This window comes from Agromyces italicus DSM 16388 (assembly GCF_000421545.1).
Taxonomy (GTDB): domain Bacteria; phylum Actinomycetota; class Actinomycetes; order Actinomycetales; family Microbacteriaceae; genus Agromyces; species Agromyces italicus.
This window is the reverse complement of record NZ_ATXF01000008.1, coordinates 17,000-37,278: the sequence shown is the minus strand read 5'-3', so window position 1 is coordinate 37,278 and position 20,279 is coordinate 17,000. Positions and strand designations below refer to the sequence as shown.

Annotated in this window: 24 protein-coding genes and 1 tRNA gene; 13 read left to right on the top strand and 12 right to left on the bottom strand. The window is 71.0% G+C overall.

The features are described from left to right. Nucleotides 1-4: 4 nt before the first annotated feature. Together H516_RS19990 and H516_RS19985 are read right to left on the bottom strand one after the other, a co-directional pair. Nucleotides 5-526 (bottom strand): nitroreductase family deazaflavin-dependent oxidoreductase, encoded by a 522-nt coding sequence (locus tag H516_RS19990; RefSeq protein ID WP_051138827.1) that lies wholly within the window; start codon nt 524-526, stop codon nt 5-7. A 68-nt stretch (nt 527-594) separates the two neighbouring features. After that, nucleotides 595-1,533 (bottom strand): YihY/virulence factor BrkB family protein, encoded by a 939-nt coding sequence (locus tag H516_RS19985; RefSeq protein ID WP_022890083.1) that lies wholly within the window; start codon nt 1,531-1,533, stop codon nt 595-597. Between the two features lie 97 nt (nt 1,534-1,630). Between H516_RS19985 and msrA the strand changes: the two genes are divergently transcribed. Continuing rightward, nucleotides 1,631-2,152 carry a peptide-methionine (S)-S-oxide reductase MsrA gene (gene msrA / locus H516_RS0112655; RefSeq protein WP_022890082.1) on the top strand — a complete coding sequence of 174 codons (522 nt, stop codon included), beginning with the start codon at nt 1,631-1,633 and terminating at the stop codon, nt 2,150-2,152. A gap of 81 nt (nt 2,153-2,233) precedes the next feature. On the opposite strand, the gene H516_RS21825 is transcribed toward msrA, so the two are convergent. The 3 genes from H516_RS21825 to soxR all read right to left on the bottom strand — a co-directional run bounded on the left by H516_RS21825 (nt 2,234) and on the right by soxR (nt 4,910). Beyond that, nucleotides 2,234-3,097 (bottom strand): aggregation-promoting factor C-terminal-like domain-containing protein, encoded by an 864-nt coding sequence (locus tag H516_RS21825; RefSeq protein WP_022890081.1) that lies wholly within the window; start codon nt 3,095-3,097, stop codon nt 2,234-2,236. A gap of 321 nt (nt 3,098-3,418) precedes the next feature. Further along, entirely contained in the window at nt 3,419-4,186 is a 768-nt protein-coding gene (locus tag H516_RS22420; RefSeq protein WP_084620690.1) for an Hcp family type VI secretion system effector, read from the bottom strand. Between the two features lie 160 nt (nt 4,187-4,346). Further along, the gene (gene soxR / locus H516_RS0112635; protein ID WP_022890078.1) at nt 4,347-4,910 is read right to left on the bottom strand and encodes a redox-sensitive transcriptional activator SoxR; all 564 of its coding nucleotides are present in this window, start codon (nt 4,908-4,910) and stop codon (nt 4,347-4,349) included. An 81-nt stretch (nt 4,911-4,991) separates the two neighbouring features. On the opposite strand from soxR, the gene fdxA reads away from it, so the two are divergent. The 6 genes from fdxA (at nt 4,992) to H516_RS0112605 (ending at nt 8,869) form a co-directional block, all read left to right on the top strand. Further along, nucleotides 4,992-5,339 carry a ferredoxin gene (fdxA, locus tag H516_RS0112630; RefSeq protein WP_022890077.1) on the top strand — a complete coding sequence of 116 codons (348 nt, stop codon included), beginning with the start codon at nt 4,992-4,994 and terminating at the stop codon, nt 5,337-5,339. Between the two features lie 44 nt (nt 5,340-5,383). After that, a complete protein-coding gene (locus H516_RS0112625; RefSeq protein WP_026378733.1) occupies nt 5,384-5,878 on the top strand; it encodes a flavin reductase family protein in 495 nt (164 codons plus the stop codon). Nucleotides 5,879-5,933: 55 nt separating this feature from the next. Next, the gene (locus H516_RS0112620) at nt 5,934-6,566 is read left to right on the top strand and encodes a superoxide dismutase (RefSeq protein WP_022890075.1); all 633 of its coding nucleotides are present in this window, start codon (nt 5,934-5,936) and stop codon (nt 6,564-6,566) included. A 2-nt stretch (nt 6,567-6,568) separates the two neighbouring features. Then, a complete protein-coding gene (locus H516_RS22185; protein ID WP_022890074.1) occupies nt 6,569-6,715 on the top strand; it encodes a hypothetical protein in 147 nt (48 codons plus the stop codon). A 70-nt stretch (nt 6,716-6,785) separates the two neighbouring features. After that, nucleotides 6,786-8,045 carry a molybdopterin molybdotransferase MoeA gene (locus H516_RS0112610; RefSeq protein ID WP_022890073.1) on the top strand — a complete coding sequence of 420 codons (1,260 nt, stop codon included), beginning with the start codon at nt 6,786-6,788 and terminating at the stop codon, nt 8,043-8,045. After that, complete coding sequence (locus H516_RS0112605; protein WP_084620707.1) at nt 8,042-8,869, top strand: NTP transferase domain-containing protein; 828 nt, start codon at nt 8,042-8,044, stop codon at nt 8,867-8,869. The genes H516_RS0112610 and H516_RS0112605 overlap by 4 nt, the downstream gene beginning before the upstream one ends. 3 nt (nt 8,870-8,872) lie before the next feature. On the opposite strand, the gene rlmN is transcribed toward H516_RS0112605, so the two are convergent. Further along, nucleotides 8,873-10,102 carry a dual-specificity RNA methyltransferase RlmN gene (gene rlmN, locus H516_RS0112600; RefSeq protein ID WP_022890071.1) on the bottom strand — a complete coding sequence of 410 codons (1,230 nt, stop codon included), beginning with the start codon at nt 10,100-10,102 and terminating at the stop codon, nt 8,873-8,875. A 111-nt stretch (nt 10,103-10,213) separates the two neighbouring features. Here rlmN and H516_RS0112595 point away from each other — a divergent pair, with 111 nt between their 5' ends. Next, a complete protein-coding gene (locus H516_RS0112595) occupies nt 10,214-10,717 on the top strand; it encodes a macro domain-containing protein (RefSeq protein ID WP_022890070.1) in 504 nt (167 codons plus the stop codon). A gap of 36 nt (nt 10,718-10,753) precedes the next feature. Here the strand turns inward: H516_RS0112595 and helR are convergent, their stop codons facing one another. Beyond that, nucleotides 10,754-12,961, bottom strand: coding sequence for an RNA polymerase recycling motor ATPase HelR (helR, locus tag H516_RS0112590; protein ID WP_022890069.1), 2,208 nt, complete (start codon nt 12,959-12,961; stop codon nt 10,754-10,756). 159 nt (nt 12,962-13,120) lie between these two features. Beyond that, a complete protein-coding gene (locus H516_RS0112585) occupies nt 13,121-13,354 on the bottom strand; it encodes a hypothetical protein (protein WP_022890068.1) in 234 nt (77 codons plus the stop codon). Between the two features lie 154 nt (nt 13,355-13,508). Here H516_RS0112585 and H516_RS0112580 point away from each other — a divergent pair, with 154 nt between their 5' ends. Together H516_RS0112580 and H516_RS0112575 are read left to right on the top strand one after the other, a co-directional pair. After that, complete coding sequence (locus H516_RS0112580) at nt 13,509-14,219, top strand: DsbA family oxidoreductase (protein ID WP_022890067.1); 711 nt, start codon at nt 13,509-13,511, stop codon at nt 14,217-14,219. Nucleotides 14,220-14,285: 66 nt separating this feature from the next. After that, on the top strand, nt 14,286-14,717 hold the full coding sequence (locus H516_RS0112575) for a VOC family protein (RefSeq protein ID WP_022890066.1): 432 nt from the start codon (nt 14,286-14,288) through the stop codon (nt 14,715-14,717). A gap of 31 nt (nt 14,718-14,748) precedes the next feature. On the opposite strand, the gene H516_RS21385 is transcribed toward H516_RS0112575, so the two are convergent. Further along, the gene (locus H516_RS21385) at nt 14,749-15,228 is read right to left on the bottom strand and encodes a MarR family winged helix-turn-helix transcriptional regulator (RefSeq protein WP_022890065.1); all 480 of its coding nucleotides are present in this window, start codon (nt 15,226-15,228) and stop codon (nt 14,749-14,751) included. 175 nt (nt 15,229-15,403) lie between these two features. Between H516_RS21385 and H516_RS0112565 the strand changes: the two genes are divergently transcribed. Next, nucleotides 15,404-16,198: an SDR family oxidoreductase gene (locus tag H516_RS0112565; protein WP_022890064.1), complete on the top strand. Its 795-nt coding sequence runs from the start codon at nt 15,404-15,406 to the stop codon at nt 16,196-16,198. Continuing rightward, nucleotides 16,195-17,616, top strand: a complete 1,422-nt coding sequence (locus tag H516_RS0112560) for an FAD-binding oxidoreductase (RefSeq protein ID WP_022890063.1) — start codon at nt 16,195-16,197, stop codon at nt 17,614-17,616. Before H516_RS0112565 ends, H516_RS0112560 begins: the two co-directional genes overlap by 4 nt. 602 nt (nt 17,617-18,218) lie before the next feature. Here the strand turns inward: H516_RS0112560 and H516_RS0112555 are convergent. The 3 genes from H516_RS0112555 to H516_RS19970 all read right to left on the bottom strand — a co-directional run bounded on the left by H516_RS0112555 (nt 18,219) and on the right by H516_RS19970 (nt 19,508). Then, nucleotides 18,219-18,295: transfer RNA gene (locus H516_RS0112555), tRNA-Pro, on the bottom strand. A 74-nt stretch (nt 18,296-18,369) separates the two neighbouring features. Beyond that, the gene (locus tag H516_RS19975) at nt 18,370-19,062 is read right to left on the bottom strand and encodes a hypothetical protein (RefSeq protein ID WP_022890062.1); all 693 of its coding nucleotides are present in this window, start codon (nt 19,060-19,062) and stop codon (nt 18,370-18,372) included. Then, complete coding sequence (locus tag H516_RS19970) at nt 19,059-19,508, bottom strand: MarR family winged helix-turn-helix transcriptional regulator (RefSeq protein ID WP_022890061.1); 450 nt, start codon at nt 19,506-19,508, stop codon at nt 19,059-19,061. The genes H516_RS19975 and H516_RS19970 overlap by 4 nt, the downstream gene beginning before the upstream one ends. A gap of 399 nt (nt 19,509-19,907) precedes the next feature. Here H516_RS19970 and H516_RS22415 point away from each other — a divergent pair, with 399 nt between their 5' ends. Continuing rightward, complete coding sequence (locus H516_RS22415; protein ID WP_051138825.1) at nt 19,908-20,240, top strand: GNAT family N-acetyltransferase; 333 nt, start codon at nt 19,908-19,910, stop codon at nt 20,238-20,240. The last annotated feature ends 39 nt before the right edge of the window (nt 20,241-20,279 follow it).

The window sequence follows — 20,279 nt, the reverse complement described above, 5'->3', positions numbered from 1 at the left end:
GAGCCTACGCCTCGGCCTCGAGGCCCGCTCGGCTTCGACCTTCGTGCACCGGCTGGAGCAGGAACAGGCGCACCACCCGCCCTGACTCGCGTTCGTAGCCGCGGTAGCCCGGCCACTGCGCCTCGATGCGAGCCCAGGCGGCGTCGCGGCCCTCGTCGCCGATGAGGCTCGCCCGCACGCCCAGCCGACGCCCGCGCACGGTGATCACGGCATCGGGGGTCGCGAGCAGGTTGTACGTCCATGCCGGGTGCCGGTCGCGCGCGAAGCTCGTGCCGGCGACGATCGCCCGGCCCTCGCCGTCGGGGGTGTACATGAGCGCCGTTTCGCGGGGCGCGCCCGATTTCGCCCCCGTCGTGTGCAGCACGAGCGACGGCACCAGCAGGGCGCTCAGCTGCATCCTGCCTCCGCTCAGCGCGGTGACGATGCCCTCGATCGTCGGCAGCACACGCGGAGCGGCCCGGCGGAAGAGCCGGGTGCGGGTCAGCGGCGAGACGACGGAGCGGACGATCAGGAGCACGGACGGCATGCGCCCCATTCTGCAGGTGCGCCCGCAGGGGCGTCGAGACATGGATGCGCCGGTCGCCGACGATCTCGTCACTCCCCGGTCTCTGCGCCCGCGCCGCGGCGGTCGGGTGCATCGTCGTCGACCCCGACGACGATGTACGCGGCGGCGAGCAGGATCGCCTGGCTCGACAGGTTGAACCAGATGAGCAGCGCCACCAACGCGACGACCGAGGCGAGGAGGGGATTGCTCGCGGCGCCCCCGACGAAGAGCCCCGAGAGCAACTGGAGCACCGTGAGTGCGGCGCCACCGAGGAGGGCGCCCGGCCACAACCGGCTCGCTGCCGGCCGCATCCCCGACAGCACACGGAACATCGTCGCGATGACCAGCGCGTCGATCGCGAAGATCACGACGGTCGAAACCAGGCGCTCGGCCGCCCCGTAGAGCGGATCCCGCGTCGATCCGCCGAACCATTCGGCGACCATGCCGATCGCCGCAGTGCCGAAGAACGTCACCGCGGCAGCTGCGGCGAGCGCCGCGCCGAATCCGATCGCGAGCAGCAGATCGCGCGCGAGGAGCCACACGAAGAAGGTGTCGTCGTCGGGCCGCCCGGCGAGGGAGCGGAATGCGACCCTCAGCGATCCGATCGCGCCGATCGCCGCGCCCACGAGGCCGATGAGCGCGATCACCCCGGTGACGCTGAAGGTGATGGGCTGCACCAGGTCTTCGGGCGCGAGCAGTCCGTCATCGCCGACGAGGCCGGGGATCGCGGTGTCGAGCGTCTCGACGAGCGCCGTGATCGCGTCGGGCCGCCCCGCGAGCCAGACACCGGCGATCGAGAACCCGAGGAAGACGCCGGCGAACACCGAGAAGAGCGCACGGTAGGTCACGCTGTCGGCGAGCATCGGGCCGTGACGGCCCTGGTACAGCAGGAACGCGCGCACCGGCTTGCGCGCGACCGCCCAGCGCGCCAGGAGCCGCAGACGGCCGAAGAAGCCGTGCGACGCGCGCTTGCCCTGCTGCTCCCCCACTGTGTCAGGCTATCGACTGCCGAGGAACAGCGGCCACCTCGTCGTTGTTGCAGTCGGTGCGGGCCGCAGACCCGGCCGGAGAGACCAGGGAGACGACATGAGCGAACGTACCGAGACCGCCATCCTCGCCGGCGGGTGCTTCTGGGGCATGGAGGACCTGATCCGCAGACGTCCGGGCGTGCTCGAGACCCGGGTCGGCTACACGGGCGGCGATGTGCCGAACGCGACGTACCGAAACCACGGCACGCACGCCGAGGCCATCGAGATCGTGTTCGATCCCGAGACGGTGAGCTACCGCGAGTTGCTCGAGTTCTTCTTCCAGATCCACGATCCGTCGACGAAGAATCGTCAGGGCAACGACATCGGCACGAGCTACCGTTCGGCGATCTTCCCCACGAGCGACGAGCAGGAGCGCATCGCGCGCGACACGATCGCCGATGTCGACGCCTCAGGCCTCTGGCCGGGGCCGGCGACCACCGAGGTGTCTCCCGCCGGTCCCTTCTGGGAGGCTGAGCCCGAGCATCAGGACTACCTCGAGCGCTACCCGAACGGATACACGTGCCACTTCGTGCGCCCCGGGTGGAAGCTGCCGAAGCGCAGCGCCGAGACCGTGGCGTAGCGGCCGGATGCGGCGAAGGGCCGCGACAGACCTGAGTCTGCCGCGGCCCTTCGTGCATTCAGCGGGTGATCGCGCTGCGGGTCAGTACCAGCCGTTGGACTCCGAGTGGTCCCAGGCGCCGCAGGGGCTGCCGTAGCGGTCGGAGATGTAGCCGAGTCCCCAGGCGATCTGCGTTGCGGCGTTGGTCGCCCAGTCAGAGCCCGCCGAACCCATCTTCGAGCCGGGGAGCGCCTGCGGGATCCCGTAGGCACCGCTCGAGGGGTTCTCGGCGTAGACGTTCCAGCCGGACTCCCGATCCCAGAGGGACACGAGGCATCCGAACTGGTCGTCGCCCCAGCCGCGGGCCGCGAGCATGTCGCGCGCGATCGCCTGCGCGCCGCTCGGGTTGGCCGGACCGCTCGGACGCGAACCGCCCGACGACGCCGACTCGTTCGAGGCGGCCTCTTCGGCAGCGGCGGCTTCGGCGGCGGCGGCGCGCGCAGCGGCCTCGGCGGCGGCCTTCTTCTCGGCGGCGACGCGGTCGGCCTTCGCGATCGCACTCTTCACCGTTCCGGTGTGCGCGGAAGTCGTCTCGGCCAGCTCGAACACGCGCTCGGGCGCGAGGAGCCGGAAGTTGTCGAGGGCGGCCACCGACGAGGCGAGTTCGGTGGCGTCGGCCTTGCCCTTGGCAGCGGAGATGGTGTCCTTCGCTCCGCTGAGGGTGTCTTCAGCGGCCTTGACCGCCCGCGCCTCGAGAATGTTCGAGTGGGAGCCGAGTTGCTCGACCCGCAGGTCGGTGGCGGCGCTGAGCTCGGCCGTCGCGGCGATGCGGTCGTTCTGCGCGGCCACGGCCGACTGCACGGCGAAGCCCGAGCCGACGAGTGCACCGACGGCGACGACGGCCCCGGCGGCGATGATCGGGCCCCGGCGCCAGGTTCGGCGCGTTCGGCGGCCACGTCGGCTCATGCCGGGTTCTTCAGGGGTGGGGAGGACAGGGGTGTTCGAAGTGGAGGACTGGTTCTGCATGACTTTCACATGGGCGGCCGGCCTGCGCGAGCGCGGGCTGGCCTTCGGTCGACGTTCCTCGGACGCGGGGGCGCCCGGGCGAAGTGGCCAGTCTGCCGAGAGGTTCTGGACGGAACCTCACTTCTTCCTGTGAAAGTCATCCGAAAGCGAGCGCTGCTCGGTAATGCGCGCGAGGCCCGTCCTCGGGCAAGGTCGGCGCGCCTGGCGACGCCGAAATGCCGGATCAAACGCGAGATCCGGCACTCGGCGCCGCGGGCGCGGTCACCTCACGACGGAGCCGTCCCAGTGCACGTTCGAGCCGCGCGCGGTGTACATGAGTTGGCCGTACGTGAAGCTGAGTTGCTCGGTGCCGGCCGGCGTCGAGTGCTCGTCACCGGCGACGAGCACCTCCTGCATCTCGTAGACCGATCGCTTGGCGGCCGTGCACTCGGCATCGCCGCACAGCGTGATCGTCGCCTCCTGCAGGTGTCGACCGCTGAGCAGCGCCTCCATCAGACGCGCCGAGGCGCGGTCGGTCTTCTTCGTCACCGTGATGTCGCTCAGCTCGGGCCGCCCGGCGGAGGAGCCGCCGCCCGTCCCGGTGTCGATCTCGACCGAGGCACCGAACGCGAACGCAGTGAGTTCGATCTGGTCCTTGAAGTCGTCCCGCGTCGCGTCGCCCAGCATCGCGGGGATCTCGAGATACCCGACGACCACCGGCGAGTCGACGCCGGAGCCGCCGCCCGATTCGCCGCGCGGCCCCTCCGGCCCGACCGGACCTTCCGGACCTTCCGGGCCCTCCGGACCTTCCGGCCCCTCGGCCCCCTCAGGCCCGCGCGGGCCAGCGATCGCCCAGGTCACGAGCCGCTCACCGCTCGCGCAGGCCGCGGTCGGATCGACCATTCGCATCTTGCCCTTCGCGTCGACGCACGCCGCCAGGGTCTGCGTGTCCGCTGCGCTCGCGAACTGCGTTCCGACGAACACCGCCCCTGACACCGCGAGTACCGCGGCCGCACCCGCGGCGATCATCCGCCTCCGTCGTCCATCCATGACGTCCCCTCAATCCGCCCACGGCCCCGGGCCTCTGCCCGGGCGCGAACCGGGGCGCTCGCCGAGCAGCTTCGGCCCCCGGCGACCGTTCGGCATCTGCGCCAGCACGGAGATCTCGTCTCGCGGCGCCGCACGCGGCACGGCCCCGCCGCCGCGCGGCTCACTCCGTCTGGTCGCCCCCCTGCGGCATGTCGAGCCGTCGCGCGCCCGCACCGTCGTCACCGAGCGCGTCATCGGGGTTGAGGAGGCTGCAGGCCTTCATCGAAAGACATCCGCAACCGATGCAGCCGGTGAGCTCGCGCTCGAGCCGTTCGATGCCGAGGCGACGCTCTTCGAGCCGCCGCTTCCATCTGCGTGAGGCGCGCTGCCAGTCTTCGTGGCTCGGCGTGCGATCGAGCGGGACGTGCTCGAAGGCCTGCTGCACGTCGCCGAGCGGGATCCCGAGCCGCTTCGCGACGACGACGAGCGAGACCCGACGCAGCATGTGACGCGGGTAGCGGCGCTGGTTTCCGCCCGTCCGATGCGAGGCGATGAGGCCCAGTTCCTCGTAGAAGCGCAGCGCGGAGGGCGCGACCCCGGTGCGCCGGCTCATCTCGCCGACGGTCAGGAGCTCATCGGGGGCATGCTTCGCTTGGGCGGGATCGCCCGGGTCGATCGGGCGGGTCTCGGCTGCGGCGAGCGCGGCGGATGCCTCGCGCCCGCCCTCGAACTCGTGCTCCGCCATGCCGTTGCTCCTCCCGATTGGACTTCAAGGCTACTTGAGGTTTTAGGCTTGACGCATGCGTTGCTTCCCCGGAGTGATCCTGTGACCTACGTGATCGCCCTCCCCTGCGTCGACCTCAAAGACAAGGCGTGCATCGACGAGTGTCCCGTCGACTGCATCTACGAGGGTGAGCGGTCGCTCTACATCCACCCCGACGAGTGCGTCGACTGCGGCGCCTGCGAACCCGTCTGCCCGGTCGAGGCGATCTACTACGAAGACGACCTGCCCGACGAGTGGGCCGACTACTACAAGGCCAACGTCGAGTTCTTCGAGATCTCGGTCGACGCCCACGCGCCCCTCGGCTCACCCGGCGGGGCCGCGAAGACCGGCGCCCTTCGCTACGACCACCCGATCGTCGCCGCCCTGGGGCCGCAGGGCGGCCACGAGTGAACGCCGCCCGGCACACCGCGCTCACCGAACCGGTCGATCCCGAGATCGCCGCGCGGGAGGAAGACTTCAAGGCCGCGTTCCGAGTGCACCCCGCCGGGGTCGCCCTCGTCTCCGCGGCGAGCGCGACGGGCCCCGTCGGCCTCACCGCCTCGAGCCTCGCGTCGGTCGCGGCCGACCCGCCCGTGCTGTCGTTCTCGGTGACTCGCTCCACGGGCTCGGCGGGGGCGCTGCTCGGTGCCGACACCTTCGTCGTGCAACTGCTCGCCGATCACCAGGCCGACGTCGCCCGGGCATTCGCCCGATCCGGCGCGCCGCGTTTCACCACGGAGCAGGGGTGGACCCGCCTGCCGACGGGCGAACCCGTGCTCGCCGACGCGCGGGCGGTGTTCCGATGCCGCGCCCTGCAACTCGTGCCGGTCGGCAGCTCGACGCTCGTCGTCGCCGAGGTGCTCGAGGTGATCCCCGGGCCCCCGGCTCCCCCGCTCGTGTACCACGACCGCCGCTTCCTCAGCCTCGATCCCGAGGCATCCGAAATCTGAATCAGGGCCACGCGCAACCCGCGCGCGGTCACCCCGCGAAAAGGAGACACCTCTGATGTCGACGTACACCCTGCCCGACCTGCCGTACGACTACGCGGCGCTCGCACCGCACATCTCGGCGACGATCATGGAGCTGCACCACTCCAAGCACCACCAGGCGTATGTGACGGGGGCGAACACCGCGCTCGAACAGCTCGCCGAGGCACGCGCGGCCGGGAACCTCGCGAACGTCAGCAAGCTCGAGAAGGACCTCGCGTTCAACCTCGGCGGCCACGTCAACCACAGCGTGTTCTGGCAGAACATGTCGCCCGACGGCGGCGGAGCCCCCGAGGGCGAGCTCGCGGCCGCCCTCGAGGACTCGTTCGGTTCGCTCGACGCGTTCCGTGCGCACTTCGGCGCGACCGCGCTCGGCGTGCAGGGCTCGGGCTGGTCGGTGCTCGCGTGGGATTCGGTGGGCGCCCGCCCGGTCGTGTTCCAGCTCTTCGACCAGCAGGGCAACGCGCCCCTCGGCGTGACGCCGCTCCTGCAGCTCGACGTGTGGGAGCACGCCTACTACCTCGATTACAAGAACGTGCGTGCCGACTACGTGAAGGCCTTCTGGGAGGTCGTGAACTGGGCCGATGTCGCCGCCCGCTTCGAGCGTGCCCGCACCGCGACGAACGGACTGATCGTTCCGGGTATCGTCTGAGCATGTCCACTGATCGTGCGAAGCGGCGCCGGCGTCCGCGTCGGCGCCTCTCGCACGCCCTCCTGGCGGTGCAGATCCGTCGCTGGGGGCTCGTCACGATCATCGCGCTCGTCGCCGTCGGCGCGGTGATCGCGGCCTTCAGCCGCTGAACCACCGGTCGCTCGAGGCACCCTGGCACTAGCGTGGGGGCATGTCCCGCCTGTCGGAAGCCTTCGCGCGGTGAGCGCTCCCGCCCTGACCCTCGACGAGTACCGCATGCGCATCGCTTCGCGGCTGCCGGTGCTGCCGACGGTACGCCTTCCGCTCGACGAGGCCCCCGGCACCGTGCTCGCCGAGACCGTCGTGACGCGCTGGCCGATCCCGCTGTTCGACAACTCGGCGATGGACGGCTACGCAGTGCACGCCGCCGCGTCGCCGGCTGGTACCCGGCTCAGGGTCGTCGCCGACCTCGCCGCGGGCTCGCCCGACGACCCGCCGCTCGCGCCGGGCGAGGCCGTCCGCATCATGACGGGCGCCCCGATGCCCTCGCAGGCCGACGCGGTCGTTCCACTCGAGGACACCGAGCTCGGGCTCGCCGGAGCGCTCGCGGGCAGCGCACCGCCCGACTGGGTGACGGTCGCGCGGGCACCGGTCGTCGGTGCGCACGTTCGCAGGGCGGGCGAGGATGCCTCGGCGGGCGAGCCCGCGGTCGTGGCCGGCCGCGAGCTCGGGCCGTGGCAGCTCGCGGCGATCGCCTCGGCCGGGCACGAGCACGTCATCGCCAGGCGGATGCCCCGGGTCGCCGTGCTGTCGACGGGATCCGAGCTGGTGGCGCCCGGCGCGGTCTCCGCGCGCGGTCAGATCCCCGAGTCGAACTCGGTGCTCGTCACCGCGGCCCTGCGCGCCGCCGGTGCGGTCGTGGTGAGCGCGTCCGTCGTACCCGACGACGAGGACTCCCTCCGTGTGGAGGTCGAGCTTGCGCTCGGCGACGCCGCGACCGCGCTCGACGGTGAGCGGCTCGGCGTCGATGCGGTCGTGCTCACCGGCGGGGCCGCGGTCGGGGCCTTCGACCCAGTGCGGGCCGTGCTCGGCGCGGCCGGCACGGTGCGGTTCGACGCGGTCGCGTTGCAGCCCGGCCGGCATCAGGGTTTCGGGGTGATCGGCGGCATTCCCGTGTTCTGCCTGCCCGGCAACCCGGTCGCGGTCGCGGTCTCGCTCGAGCTGATCGTGCGGCCGGCCCTGCGATCGATGGCCGGGCACGCCGAGCCCGAGCGGCCCCGCTTCCGTCTCCCCGCCGTGACCGGGTGGGCGTCGCCCGCCTGGCGCACCCAGGTGGTGCCGGTCGTCGTCGAGGCGAGCGGCGTCGCGCCGGTTGCGGGGCGAGCGAGCGGCTCGCACCGGGTGCGCTCGCTCGCCGACGCCACGGCGTTCGCCGTGGTGCCGCCCGAGGTCGAGCTGGTCGAGGCCGGCGATCTCGTCGAGGTGATCCTGTGCGGGTGAGCGGCGGCACGCGCACGACGAACACCCCGCAGGCCGCGATCGTGCTCGCGGGCGGCCGCGCCTCGCGGCTCGGCGGCGCCGACAAGGCCTCGGTCGAGGTCGACGGGCGCGCACTCGTCGATCATGTGCTGGCCGCGGTCGAGGGATGCGGCGAGGTCGTCGTCGTGGGTCCGCCGGCACTCGCCCGCACCGGGGTCGCCCTTGTGCGCGAGGACCCGCCCTTCGGCGGCCCCGTCGCGGCGATCGCGGCGGCACTCGACGTGCTCGAGGCATCCGTCGACGAGACCTGGCTGCTCGCCTGCGATCTGCCGCGCGCCGCACGCATCGTCGAACTCCTGGGCGACGCGACCCTGCCGGACGAGGCCGACGGGCTCGCCCTCGCCGATCTCGATGGGCGGATCCAGTGGCTTGCCGGGCGCTACCGGCTCGCCGCACTGCGCGACGCGGTCGCAGCCCTGCCCGAGGTCGACGGCGCCTCGATGCGGGCGCTGCTCGCACCGCTGCGCGTCGCGACGCTGCCCGATCGCGGCGGCGCCGCGCTCGACCTTGATACCTGGGCGGCCATCGAGCACTATCGGAGCATGACCGACACCCCCGAAGGGCTCGACACGTGGGTCGCCGAACTCGCCACGGCGCTCGACCTCGGCGAGCCCGATGTGCCGACGGCCCTGCTGCTCGATCTCACCCGTGAGGCGGCCCACGGCATCACCCGGCCGGCGGGACCGCTCACGACCTACCTCATCGGCCTCGCCGTCGCGCACGGCATGAGCCCCGCCGACGCCGCCGCTGCGACGCGCCGGGCGATCGCCGACCGCGACGGCTGAGCCTCAGCCGTCGGCTGCGGCGAGCTGCCCGCAGGCGCCGTCGATCTCCTTGCCGCGGGTGTCGCGGATCGTCGTCGGGACGCCGGCCGCCTCGAGTCGCCGCACGAACTCCTGCTGCACGTCCTTCTCGGAGGCCGTCCAGATCGAGCCCGGTGTCGGGTTCAGCGGGATCGGGTTCACGTGCACCCAGCCGTGGCCGCGCTCGTTGAGCTTCTCCGCGAGCAGGTCGGCGCGCCAGCCGTGGTCGTTCATGTCCTTGATGAGGGCGTACTCGATCGACACCCGGCGGCCGGTCTTGTCGAAATAGGCGCGGGCGGCGTCGAGGGCCTCGTCGACCTTCCACCGCGAGTTCACCGGGATGAGTTCGTCACGCAACTGGTCGTCGGGCGCATGCAGGCTGAGCGCGAAGGTGACGGGGAGGTCTTCCTCGGCGAGCTTCTTGATCGCGGGCACGAGGCCGACCGTCGAGACCGTGATCCCTCTGGCCGACATGCCGAGCCCGTCGGGCGCCGGGGCGAGCATCGTGCGCACGGCCGACATCAGTCGGGCGTAATTCGCGAGCGGCTCCCCCATGCCCATGAACACGATGTTCGAGACGCGGTCGGGCGTGTGGTCGCCCTTCTTGCGCCCGCCGAGCTCGCCGCGGGCGAGGGCGGCGTTCGCCATGACGACCTGTTCGACGATCTCGGCGGCCGACATGTTCCGGGTGAGACCGGCCTGACCGGTCGCGCAGAAGGGGCAGTTCATGCCGCATCCGGCCTGGCTCGAGACGCACAGCGTGATTCGGCCCGGGTAGCGCATGAGCACCGACTCGACGAGGGCGCCGTCGTGCAGCTTCCAGAGGAACTTGATCGTGTCGCCGTTGTCGGTCGCGAAGCGCCGCACCTCGGTGAGGAGCGGCGGCAGCACCGCTGCGACGAGCGCGTCGCGGGAGGCGGCCGGGAGGTCGCTCATCTCGGCGGCGTCGTTCGTGTGGTGCACGAAGTAGTGGGTCGCGAGCTGCGCGGCGCGGTAGCCGGGGAACCCGAGTTCGGCGACATGCGCCTTGCGGTCGGCGGGTGCGATGTCGGCGAGGTGCACCGGCGGCTTGCCTCGCTTGGGCGAGGCGAACTGCAGCATCGGCCGGCCGTCGGGGCCCTTCTTCTGCTCCCATCCCTCGGTCGCAGGGCGGACCTGGCGAGGTTTGGTGCGGCGCACCGCGTCGGCGGTGGTCTGGTCGGTCGAGTTCGTCACCTTGCAAGGGTACGCGGCCTTTCCGGGTGAATGCCGGATGCCGCGTTCGGCGCAGAACGCATGGCCGCGGCTTCACGACCGAATGGATGCGTCGATGCCACACTTGAGGGCATGGCCGATGTCATCGCCGTCCACGGCGACCTGACCGAGCAGCGCGTCGACGCGATCGTCAACGCCGCGAACAACGCCATGCGCGGGGGCGGCGGGGTCGACGGTGCGATCCATCGTGCGGGCGGCCCCGCGATCCTCGACGACTGCGTCGCCCGCTTCCCGTACGGGCTCGCGACCGGCGATGCCGGGTGGACGGTGTCGGGCGAGTTGCCCGCCACCTGGGTCATCCATACCGTCGGGCCGAACTACGCCGCCGGCGAGCGCGATCGCTCGCTGCTCGCCTCGTGCTACCGACGTTCGCTCGCCGTCGCCGACGATCTCGGCGTACGGACCATCGCGTTTCCGCTCGTGAGCGCCGGCGTCTACGGGTGGCCGTTGGGCGATGCGATCGAGGTGGCGATCGAGTCGATCCGCGAGGCGGACACCCGCGTCGAGCTGGCAGCGATCGTCGCGCGCGACGCGGCGATCTTCGCCGCGGTCGAGGCGGCGCTCCGAGCCGGGTAGCAGCCCGGTCGACGCGGCTCCCGCCGCGCCTCGGATTCAGTCGCCGGTGAGGATCACGAGTTCGCGGGTGGTCCTCGTCATCGCGACGTAGCGATCGACGGCGGCCTCGACGGTGCTCTCCCCCGCCTCTCCGAGGACGCTGCCGAAGTGCTCGGGATCGACGAGCACGACGAGGTCGAACTCGAGCCCCTTCGAGAGCTCGGGCGTGAGCGAACGCACCCGCGTCGTGCCCGAGAAGCCGGGGTCGCCGATGACGCACGCGGTGTGCTCGGTGTGCGCCGCGAGCCACGACTCGAGGATCGCGGGCAGTTCATCCCTCGTGCCGTGGCGGACCGGCACCCCGCTGCTCCTGATCGAGGTCGGCACGTTGGCATCCGGCAGTGCCGACCGGATCACCGGTTCGGCTGCCGCCATGACCTCCTCGGGCGTGCGGTAGTTGATGCCGAGCGAGGCGAGCCGGGTACTCGGCAGCCCGATCCGGGCGAGCCGCTCCTGCCACGACTCGGCGAAACCGCGCCTCGCCTGGGCGCGGTCGCCGACGATCGTGAAGCTGCGCGAGGGGCAACGGGCCAGCAGCATCCGCCATTCGGCCTCGCTGAGCTCCTGCGCCTCGTCGACGATGACGTGTGCGAAGGGACCGGCGAGCAGTTCGGGGGCGGTGCGCGGTGCCATGACCTCCTCGGCGAGTGCGTCTCGGAGGTCCTGCCCACCGAGCATCGACATGATCGCCATCTCCGAGTCGTCGGCCGCGACGAGCTCCTCCCTGACCCGTTCGCGCTGCTCCTGCTCGGCGGCGGCCGCCAGTCGCTGCCGGCGCCGGCGCCGAGTCGCTCCGGGGTCGCCGATGCGGCGGTGCGCGGCATCGAGCAACGGCAGATCCGCGGTCGTCCAGGCACGGGCTTCGGTTCGCTGCAGTGCCGCGACCTCCTCGGCCGCGAGCCCCGGAGCGCATCGCCGCAGGTAGGCGGGCACCGACCAGAGATCGGCGACGACTCCGGCGGGATCGAGGAGCGGCCAGGCCCGGTTGAACCTGCCCACGAACTCGTCGTGCTGTTCGAGTGCACGGCGAAGCAGCACGGGAGGCACCTCGTCGTCGTCGTGCTGGTCGATGAGGATCGCGAGGAGCGCCTCCCACACCTCCGCGCGGGCATCGTTGTGGGTCGTGCCCGGCTCGGGCTCGTCGAAGGCCTCGGCCCAGTCGGCCGGGCCCAGGTGCAGGTCGCCCGAGGAGGTCTCGATGAGGAGTTCGTCGCGCGGCGGCACCTCGTACGCCGCGACGGCGCGTTCGACGGCATCGACGAGCTCGACGGAGGCCTTCAGCGCGGCGACGGCGGGGTCGAGCTCGGGTCGCGCATCGGTTCCTTCGTCGACGAGGTCGCGGAGGGTCGCCATCTGCACGCCCTCCTCGCCGAGGCTCGGCAGCACATCGTCGACGTGGGCCATGTAGGCGTGGCTGGGCCCGACGAACAGCACACCCCCGCGGCGCGCGTCGAGTCGGCGATCGGAGTACAGGAGGTAGGCCGCTCGGTGCAGGGCGACGACGGTCTTCCCGGTGCCCGGCCCGCCGTCGACGACGAGAGGGCCGCGTGAGCTCGCCCGGATGATCGCATCCTGGTCAGACTGGATGGTCCCGAGCACGTCGCGCATCCGGGGCGAACGGCTCGACCCGAGGCTCGCGATGAACGCCGACTGATCGTCGAGCGCGAGACCGTCGCCTGCGGCGTCGGCGGTGAACGCCTCGTCCCAATAGTCGCTGATCCGGCCGCGCGTCCAACGGTAGCGCCGTCGGCTGACGATTCCCATCGGGTCGGCGTGAGTGGCGCCGAAGAACGGTTCCGCGGCGGGGGCACGCCAGTCGATGAGCAACGGTTCGCCGTCGCCGTCGGTCAGGCCGAGGCGGCCGATGTAGACGACCCCGTCGCCGTTCGCGCCGCCGCCCTCGCCGGCCTGGGCCTCGGGTGCGGCGACCATGCGGCCGAGGCAGAGGTCGAACCCGAATCGCCGCAGCAGCCGCAGCCGGGCGGTGAGCCGGTGGATCTCGAGGTCGCGTTCGAGCGCGGCCTGCCCGTCGCCGCCCCGCGCCCTGCGCTGCTCGTCGAGGCGGGCCGTCAGCTCGGCGATCTGGCCGTCGAGACTCGCGGCGATCGCCGCGAAGTGCCGCTCGTCGGCGGCGATGAGCTCGGGCGCCGCTTTCGCGGCGAGTCGTTCAGGCAGGGCGAAAGCGGTGGTGGGCGATGCGGTCAATTGATCAGCTCCAGGTCGACGGAAGCGTCAATCATGCGCCCGCCGGGGGCCCTTGCCGCAAGCCCCCCACCCCGCGGTACCATGGAGATGGCGGGAGGTTCTCCCGCCTTTCGTGTGCCTCAGGGCGGGCGCGAATCGTGGGGTGATCCGCTCCGCGAATCAGAAGGCGGCCGTCGCCCACCAGACGAGGATGAACAGGCCCATCGCGACGAACACCAGGCCGACGGCGAGGAACATCGTCGAGCTCGGACCGCGGGCTCCTGCCCGGCCGGCGCCCGCCTGCCGTTCCGCCGTGATCGCCGCGGCGAGCCATCGGCGTCGCACGACGAGCGCGGCACCGCCCACGAGCGCGAGCACGGCCCATGCGAGGGCGAAGATCAGGCCGGGTTCCACCCGATCAGCCTAGCGGCGACCGACCCGCTGCGCGGCCGCGCGCACTCCGCGAACCCAGTGCCGCCGAGCCTCATGCATGTCCTGCGACGGCGACCTCGGGAGATAATCTGTAATTACAGGGAATATCGCATCCGGGCCCCCCGTTGCACTCGACATGACCTCGCTCATTCCCGAGTCCCGCGTTGACACGCCTGCCGCCACCCCGCGCCTTCGCCTGGATATCTGGCTCGACGTCGCGTGCCCGTGGTGCGTCGTCGGCGAACTTCGCCTCGCCAGCGCGCTGCGTTCCCTCCCGTTCGGCGACGAGGTGGACCTGCGATTCCGTTCCTATCAACTGCAGCCCGACGCTCCCGAGCGTTCGCAGCTCAAGCAGCCCGAGTTCCTCCGCGCCCGAGGCATGAACATGGAACGCTTCCGGGCCGCGCAGGCGCAGCTGGTGGCGATGGGTGCAGAGTACGGCTTCTCCTTCAATCAGGACGACGCCATCCCGTCCAACACGCACACCGCACACCGCCTCATCCAGGCCGCGGCTGAACAGGGCGTGCAGCGACCAGTGCTCGAAGCGCTGTTCTCGGTGTACTTCTCCGAGGGGCGCGACGTGGGCGATCCCACAGTCCTGCGAGAAGTGGTCGCTGCAGCGGGCCTTCCTGAAGACATCGCCGATCATGTTCTCGCCGACCCGCACGCATTCGGGGACGAGGTGGCCCAGGACATCGCAGAGGCACGCCGACTGGGCATCTCCGGGGTCCCGTTCATCCTGGTCGACGGGCGCTTCGGGATCTCGGGCGCTCAGCCCGAAGGCACGCTCGCCGCTGCGCTCGCGACCGTGTACGCCGAGCTCGAGCCGATCGCAGGAACCCGCTGACGACGACCGCCCGAGCAGCGACGGTCGCACGACCGCCGACCCCACCGACAGAGAGTGAGACGAATCATGAACGACCCAGCCAACATCATCAGGGTGTACGACCGCGCCTACGTGCATCCCGAGCACCTTTCGGCGTTCCTGCGCGCAACGATGCATTTCTACAACGCTCGCCCCACGATCCGCTTCGAGATGCCCGACCAGGGCATGTCCGTCATCGGGCTCGAATCGGACACTGCGAACTTCTCGGTGGTTTCGGCCGCCGAAGAGCACCTCGCTCCCCTGTATGCCACCGGCCAGACCATCCTGGTTGCGAGCATCGACCGAGCCCTCGAGGACGTTCGCGCCGCCGGCGGCAGCGTCGTCCAGGTCAAGACGCCCGTGCCGCCCGGCTTCCAGGCGCGGGGCCGACTTCCCGGCGGCAATGTCATCGAGTTCGCGCAGTGGGATCACGCGGAGCCGTACCGGAATCCGGATCTCTCCGACCTCGGCATCGGCTGACTCGAGAGACCGGCGGATCGACGGCCACGCACTACTTCTGTGCGCCGTCGACCGGCGGGACGGGACGAACTCCTTCGTGTTCGGCGAGTCGATGGGCGAATCCGAGCAGCACACCGACGTCGGCGTCGGCGATCAGCGGATCGAACTCGACGCGCAGCGCGGCGACGTGGGCCTCCGTGGCCCGAACGATCAGATCTTCACCGGCCTCGCTGAGCGTCACGATCTGCGTTCGCGCGTCCTCTCCTCCGGGCGAGCGGTGCACATACCCGCGCTGCGACAGTCGAGCGATGAGATGCGACCCGGAACCGGAGCTGTAGAGAAGCTCCCGCGCCAGCCGGGTTGCGGGGAGCGCACGACCGGTCGACTGGTACAGGGCGAGTAGGGCTTCGTATTGCGGAATCGTCAGGCCGAAATCCCGCTTCAGCTCGCCGCCGAGACGCAGGAGCATGGCCCGCTGCCCTTGCAGCAGTCCACGCCAGATCTGCTGCCGTTCCGTGAGGCGCTCAGCCATGACTCTCCCAGATCACCTGCCACCGACGCCGCGGCCCTCCGTGGCGTCACTCACCGGGCCTCCGGCTCGCGACGCGACCGAGATCCGCTCGCCGTGTCAGAAAGGAACATCATATGGCCGACTGCGGCGCCCTGCGCCCCTCACGGACGACCCGTGCGAATGGGCGGAGCACACGATGAACGAGGAGACCGAATCTTCCCCTCCGCTGGTCGGTCGGCGCACCGTCGTACTCGGCGGTACCGGCTCGGTCGGTGAGCATTTCGTTCGCGCCCACCTCTCGGCCGGCGCAGACGTGATCGTGCCGTCCCGCACCGAGGCGCGCGCAGCGCTGCTGCGGGATGACCCCGTCGTCAGGTCCCTCCAACCGGGCCCTCGAATGCTGGTCGGGGACTACGTCTCGTTCGCCGGGGCGGAGTCGACCGCCGAAGTGATCCTCGCCGAGCACGGACCGGTCGACCATGTGGTGGCCACCCTCGGGAGCTGGTGGAGCGGCGCGCCGTTCTGGGGCGTCGACGAGACCACGTGGCAGCGCTACTTCATCGAGGTCACGAGCGCCTACGCAGCGGCGGCCCGCGCCTGGCTGCCTCGCCTGAGCCCCGACGGCACCCTGCAGCTCGTGATCGGTGCGTCAGGCGTGGTTCCCGTCCCCGGCGCGTCGGTCATCTCGATGGCGCAGTCCTCGCTGGTCATGATGCGCCGGGTGATCGCCGAGGAGGCCGGCGACGCACGACGGGTGTTCTCCATCGTGCTCGGCAACCTCAACCTCAGGCGACGGGGCTGGAGACGGCCCGACTTCGTCGACGCGGACGATGCCACCACGCTCTCCGTGGCGCTCGCACACGGTGCTCAGCGGTCGGCGGAGTTCGTGCTCCGGCGCCCCGAACAGGCGAAGACGGCGCTCGCCGAACTGAGCAGCGACGTTCGCATTCCGGCTCATTCGGGCCGGACCCCGGCAGAAGACGCGTCGTGAACGAGTCGTCCGGCAACCGGATGCGCTCGACCGCACACGGTCTCAGACCCGACCCTCGCTGGCCGGCCCTCGCGCCGTCGTTGGCCGAGATCGTCGTGACCGCGGGTGACCCGGCGTACGCGCACGCCCGCTCCAACTACATGCGGATCGGCAGCCCGACCGCCGTTTTCCAGCCCGCAACCGAGGAGGGAGTCCGATCCGCCGTGATGTACGCGGCGGAGGTCCGCCGACTCACCGGGGAGCGGGTGCCGCTCAGCGTGCGCTCCGGCGGTCACGGCATCTCCGGTGCGTCGACGAACGACGGCGGCATCGTGATTGATCTCTCGAAGCTGTCGGGCTTCGAAGAGCTCGCCCCCTCCGCATCGCTCGTGCGGGTCGGCGCCGGATCCACCTGGGGTCAAGTGTCCGCCCGGCTCGCGCCGCACGGCCGGGCGTTGACCAGCGGAAACGTGGGACCCACCGGTGTGGGCGGCATCGCCACCTCGGGCGGCATCGGGTACTTCGCCCGTTCCCAGGGACTGACTCTCGACCATGTCCGGCGCGTCCGCGTCGTCACGGCCGATGGCGGCATCAGGTGGGTCGATGACGAGCAGGACCCGGAGCTCTTCTGGGCGCTCCGCGGCGGCGCCACTCACGCGGGCATCGCGGTCGATTTCATCCTGGACGCACCGATGATCGGCTCCGGCGCCCCCGGCGCACCGATCCTGCACCAGGAGGTCGAGTACGCGGTCGACGATCTGAGTGGATTCGTCGAGCGCTGGGGTAGCTGGATCAACGGGGCACCGCGCGAGGCGGAGAGCTTCCTGATGATGCAGGCCATGGGTGACGGCCGTACCTGGGTTCGGGCGCAGAACGTCTGGGCGAACGACGACACGGCGACCGCACGACCGGTGCTCGAGTCGGCGCTCGCACTCGGCCGAGTGCTCGACCACCATACGGTCGCGCTCCCGTATCCCCGGCTCGTGCCGCATCGCGGCGGCTCGCACACCCGTCAGCAACCGTTGGAGATGCGCGCCGCGTTGATCGATCGAGCCGACCGGGCGCTCGGGGAGGCGATGTCATCCGCACTCGTGCACCGCGCGACGATGCTCGGAGAGATCCGGGCGCTGGGCGGCGCAGTCTCGGACGTTCCGGCGGGTGCGACAGCGTGGGCGGGGCGGCACCAGGAGGCCTTCGCCGCAACCTGGATCCACCCGCTCGGGACCGACGCCGCCGATGAGAGCTTCGCTGCACTGCGCGAAAGCAGCACGGGATCGTACGGCGCCTACTCGACCGACACCCGTCCGACCGAAGCGGCTCGGGCCTGGCCTGGAGCGACGGGTGAGCGGCTCGGCCGGACCGCCGACCAAGTGGATCCGGAGCGATTGTTCGACCGGGGGCTCGTGCTCCCGCGCTCCGACGACCGCGCTCTCATGTGAACGCATTTCGTCGTCGTCACTCAGCAGGTCCGTCGAGATCCCGGTGCGTCGCCACCTCCACCACGAAGGGCGGCGCATCCGAATTGTGGCATGTCCGCCGATGTCGCAGCGCTCGACGCACGCACGCGCGAGGAGCTGATCACCCTGCCGCCGGACCCAGGACCGCGGCCCGGCGGTCCCGCGACGCGGTGCCGTCATCGGCCGCATCCTCGACGGTCTCGCCACCACCCCGTCCTCACCGCCGAGTCCGCTGCCCGGCAGCACCGCGTCTCGACGACCGCGGCGCACAACACCCTGGTCGAATTGGCCGATGCCGGCATCCTCGGCCGCACAAGGGACCAGCACGGGCGGCTCATCTGCTGGACCGCGGACCGGCACCTCGCGCTCGTCGCCCCCACCGAGCGCAGCGACCGCGTCGAAGCCCGTGACACCGCCGGACGCAGACCGGAGAGGGGGCCGCCGCTACTGCGATCGACCGGGGCGGTCGCGTGCAGACCCCCAGCGGGGCGGACACCTCACCTGACGAATAGCTGGGTTTCGATGGGAGGATCAAATCTCTGAACCTCAAAAGTCCCGGAAACCCTTAGGTTTCCGGGACTTTCTGGTCGGGCTGACAGGATTTGAACCTGCGACCCCTTGACCCCCAGTCAAGTGCGCTACCAAGCTGCGCCACAGCCCGATGCTCCGGAGTCTCACCGAGGCAACTTGTCCATCATAGCGGTATCCGGAAGGGTCGTCTGACACATCGGAGGCTCAGCGGCCTCGGCCGGGCCCTTCCTCGTGCACCGGCGCGAGGTGATGCCGCACCGCATCCATGAAGCCGGCGGGGTCGTCGACCCAGATACGCAGTGCGGTGATTTCCTGGAGCCCGCCGCCAGCCCCGTGACCGGGCAGACGGACCGAGGTCGGCGCCTCCAATTCGATCTCGATGTCGGTCTCGTTGTTCATGCGCACGGAGAGCGTGCGCGAGGCATCCTGTTCGACGATCTTCGGCGACTTGGGCTCGTCGACCTGCTTCCGCCGCGCGACGGAGGCGATGTCGTCCCAGCTGAGCGCGAGGTCGGTCTCGAGGCCGGCCCGGACGCGGATGCCGCCGGGCCCGACGGTGTGCGGCCGCATCAGGTAGGCGCAGAGGAGCCCCAGCATCCACGTCAGCCCCCAGATGCCCAGCACGAGCATCGTGATGCGCACCGCCGGCCAACGGTGGACGATGAGATCGATGATCGGGATCTCGACGGCCGACAGCACGATGAAGATCACGAGGATGGTCATCACCGGTCGGTGGTAGCCGAACCCGACGGCGCCGCGCGGGATCGCCGGCCTCCGCACGACGAACCGCCCGATGCTCGCGTAGACCGCGAGCTCCATCGCGAGCGCGCGCTTCGCGAGGCGGCCGAGACGCAGCCAGATGGATGCCTCGGGGCGAGCGCTCGTCGTCGTGCTCATGCCTCTGCGCCTTCCTCTGCGTCCTCGACGAGCACCGCGAGGCGGTCGGCGATCGCGCCGATGCCTCGTTCGACGGCGGCGCGATCGGCGGGGGCCACGGCGTCGAGCAGGGTCGCCGAGAGCTCTTCGTGCTCGCGCTGCATCCGCGACATGATGCGCGCGGTGCGCGGCGCGAGTTCGACGAGCACCGCACGGCGGTCGCTCGGGTGCGGCGTGCGTCGGACATGCCCGGATGCCTCGAGCGCGTCGACGAGCCCGCTGACGTTGCGCGGGGTGACGTCGAGTTGGGCCGCCAACGCCTGTTGCGTCATCGAACCGTCGTGCTGGAGGACCCAGAGCACGCGGAGACGCGCGGGTGTGAAGCCGGTGCCGGCGAAGGCGCGCGCCATGTCGCGCTGGAAGAGTTCGCCGATCTGCAGCAGTCGGTCGAGCAGGGTCACATCCATATCAAGATGATACTTCATAGTTACCTTGCTTCATTATCTGGCCTGCTCGCGATGCGACGCGGATGAACCGTCCGTCGGGTCGTCGCCGTGATGTCGGGGGCCGGCGATAGCCTTGTGGCATGATCACCGAGCTCACCGACGATCTCGAACCTGCGCCCCTGCGCGTCGTCTCCGCGGCCGACGCGCCCTTCGCCGACGTCGAGGCGGTATTCGGCACGAAGGGCGATCCCGCCCACTGCTGGTGCCAGTGGTACAAGATCCCGGGAAAGAACTGGCGCGGCATCGGCGACGAAGCGCTGCGCGACCGACTGCGCGAGCAGATCGACTCCCCCGGCAGCGGCCCCGGCCTGCTCGCGTACGACGGCGACGTGCCGGTCGGCTGGTGCGCCGTCGAGCCGCGTGCGAACCTCGTCCGGTTGCAGCAGAGCCGGCTCGACGCCCGACCCCGACCTCTCCGACCCGGGCATCTGGGCGGTCTCCTGCTTCGTCGTTCCGCGCGCGTACCGCAAGCGCGGCGTCGGCAAGGCACTCGCCGAGGCTGCCGTCGACTTCGCGCGGGCGAACGGCGCACGGCTCGTCGAGGGGTACGCCATCGACCCCAGCACCCACCCGAAGATCGCCGCCGCCGACCTCTTCCACGGCACGGTCTCGATGTTCGTGGGCGCCGGCTTCGCCGAAGTCGCTCGCCCCAACGCCGACCGCGCGATCATGCAGCGGCGCCTGGCCGACTGACGACGACGCGCCGCTTTCTCGCCGAGGCCGCAGGCCGAC

Bases quoted from the DNA above. Each gene is read 5' to 3' on its own strand.
- H516_RS19990 (WP_051138827.1), bottom strand. From the start codon at position 526: ATGCCGTCCGTGCTCCTGATCGTCCGCTCCGTCGTCTCGCCGCTGACC.
- soxR (WP_022890078.1), bottom strand. From the start codon at position 4,910: ATGGCGGAGCACGAGTTCGAGGGCGGGCGCGAGGCATCCGCCGCGCTC.
- H516_RS0112595 (WP_022890070.1), top strand. From the start codon at position 10,214: ATGGCCGATGTCATCGCCGTCCACGGCGACCTGACCGAGCAGCGCGTC.
- H516_RS0112580 (WP_022890067.1), top strand. From the start codon at position 13,509: ATGACCTCGCTCATTCCCGAGTCCCGCGTTGACACGCCTGCCGCCACC.
- H516_RS22420 (WP_084620690.1), bottom strand. From the start codon at position 4,186: ATGGATGGACGACGGAGGCGGATGATCGCCGCGGGTGCGGCCGCGGTA.
- H516_RS19970 (WP_022890061.1), bottom strand. From the start codon at position 19,508: ATGGATGTGACCCTGCTCGACCGACTGCTGCAGATCGGCGAACTCTTC.
- H516_RS21385 (WP_022890065.1), bottom strand. From the start codon at position 15,228: ATGGCTGAGCGCCTCACGGAACGGCAGCAGATCTGGCGTGGACTGCTG.
- H516_RS21825 (WP_022890081.1), bottom strand. From the start codon at position 3,097: ATGAGCCGACGTGGCCGCCGAACGCGCCGAACCTGGCGCCGGGGCCCG.
- H516_RS0112565 (WP_022890064.1), top strand. From the start codon at position 15,404: ATGAACGAGGAGACCGAATCTTCCCCTCCGCTGGTCGGTCGGCGCACC.
- H516_RS0112575 (WP_022890066.1), top strand. From the start codon at position 14,286: ATGAACGACCCAGCCAACATCATCAGGGTGTACGACCGCGCCTACGTG.
- H516_RS0112620 (WP_022890075.1), top strand. From the start codon at position 5,934: ATGTCGACGTACACCCTGCCCGACCTGCCGTACGACTACGCGGCGCTC.
- H516_RS22185 (WP_022890074.1), top strand. From the start codon at position 6,569: ATGTCCACTGATCGTGCGAAGCGGCGCCGGCGTCCGCGTCGGCGCCTC.
- msrA (WP_022890082.1), top strand. From the start codon at position 1,631: ATGAGCGAACGTACCGAGACCGCCATCCTCGCCGGCGGGTGCTTCTGG.
- H516_RS19975 (WP_022890062.1), bottom strand. From the start codon at position 19,062: ATGAGCACGACGACGAGCGCTCGCCCCGAGGCATCCATCTGGCTGCGT.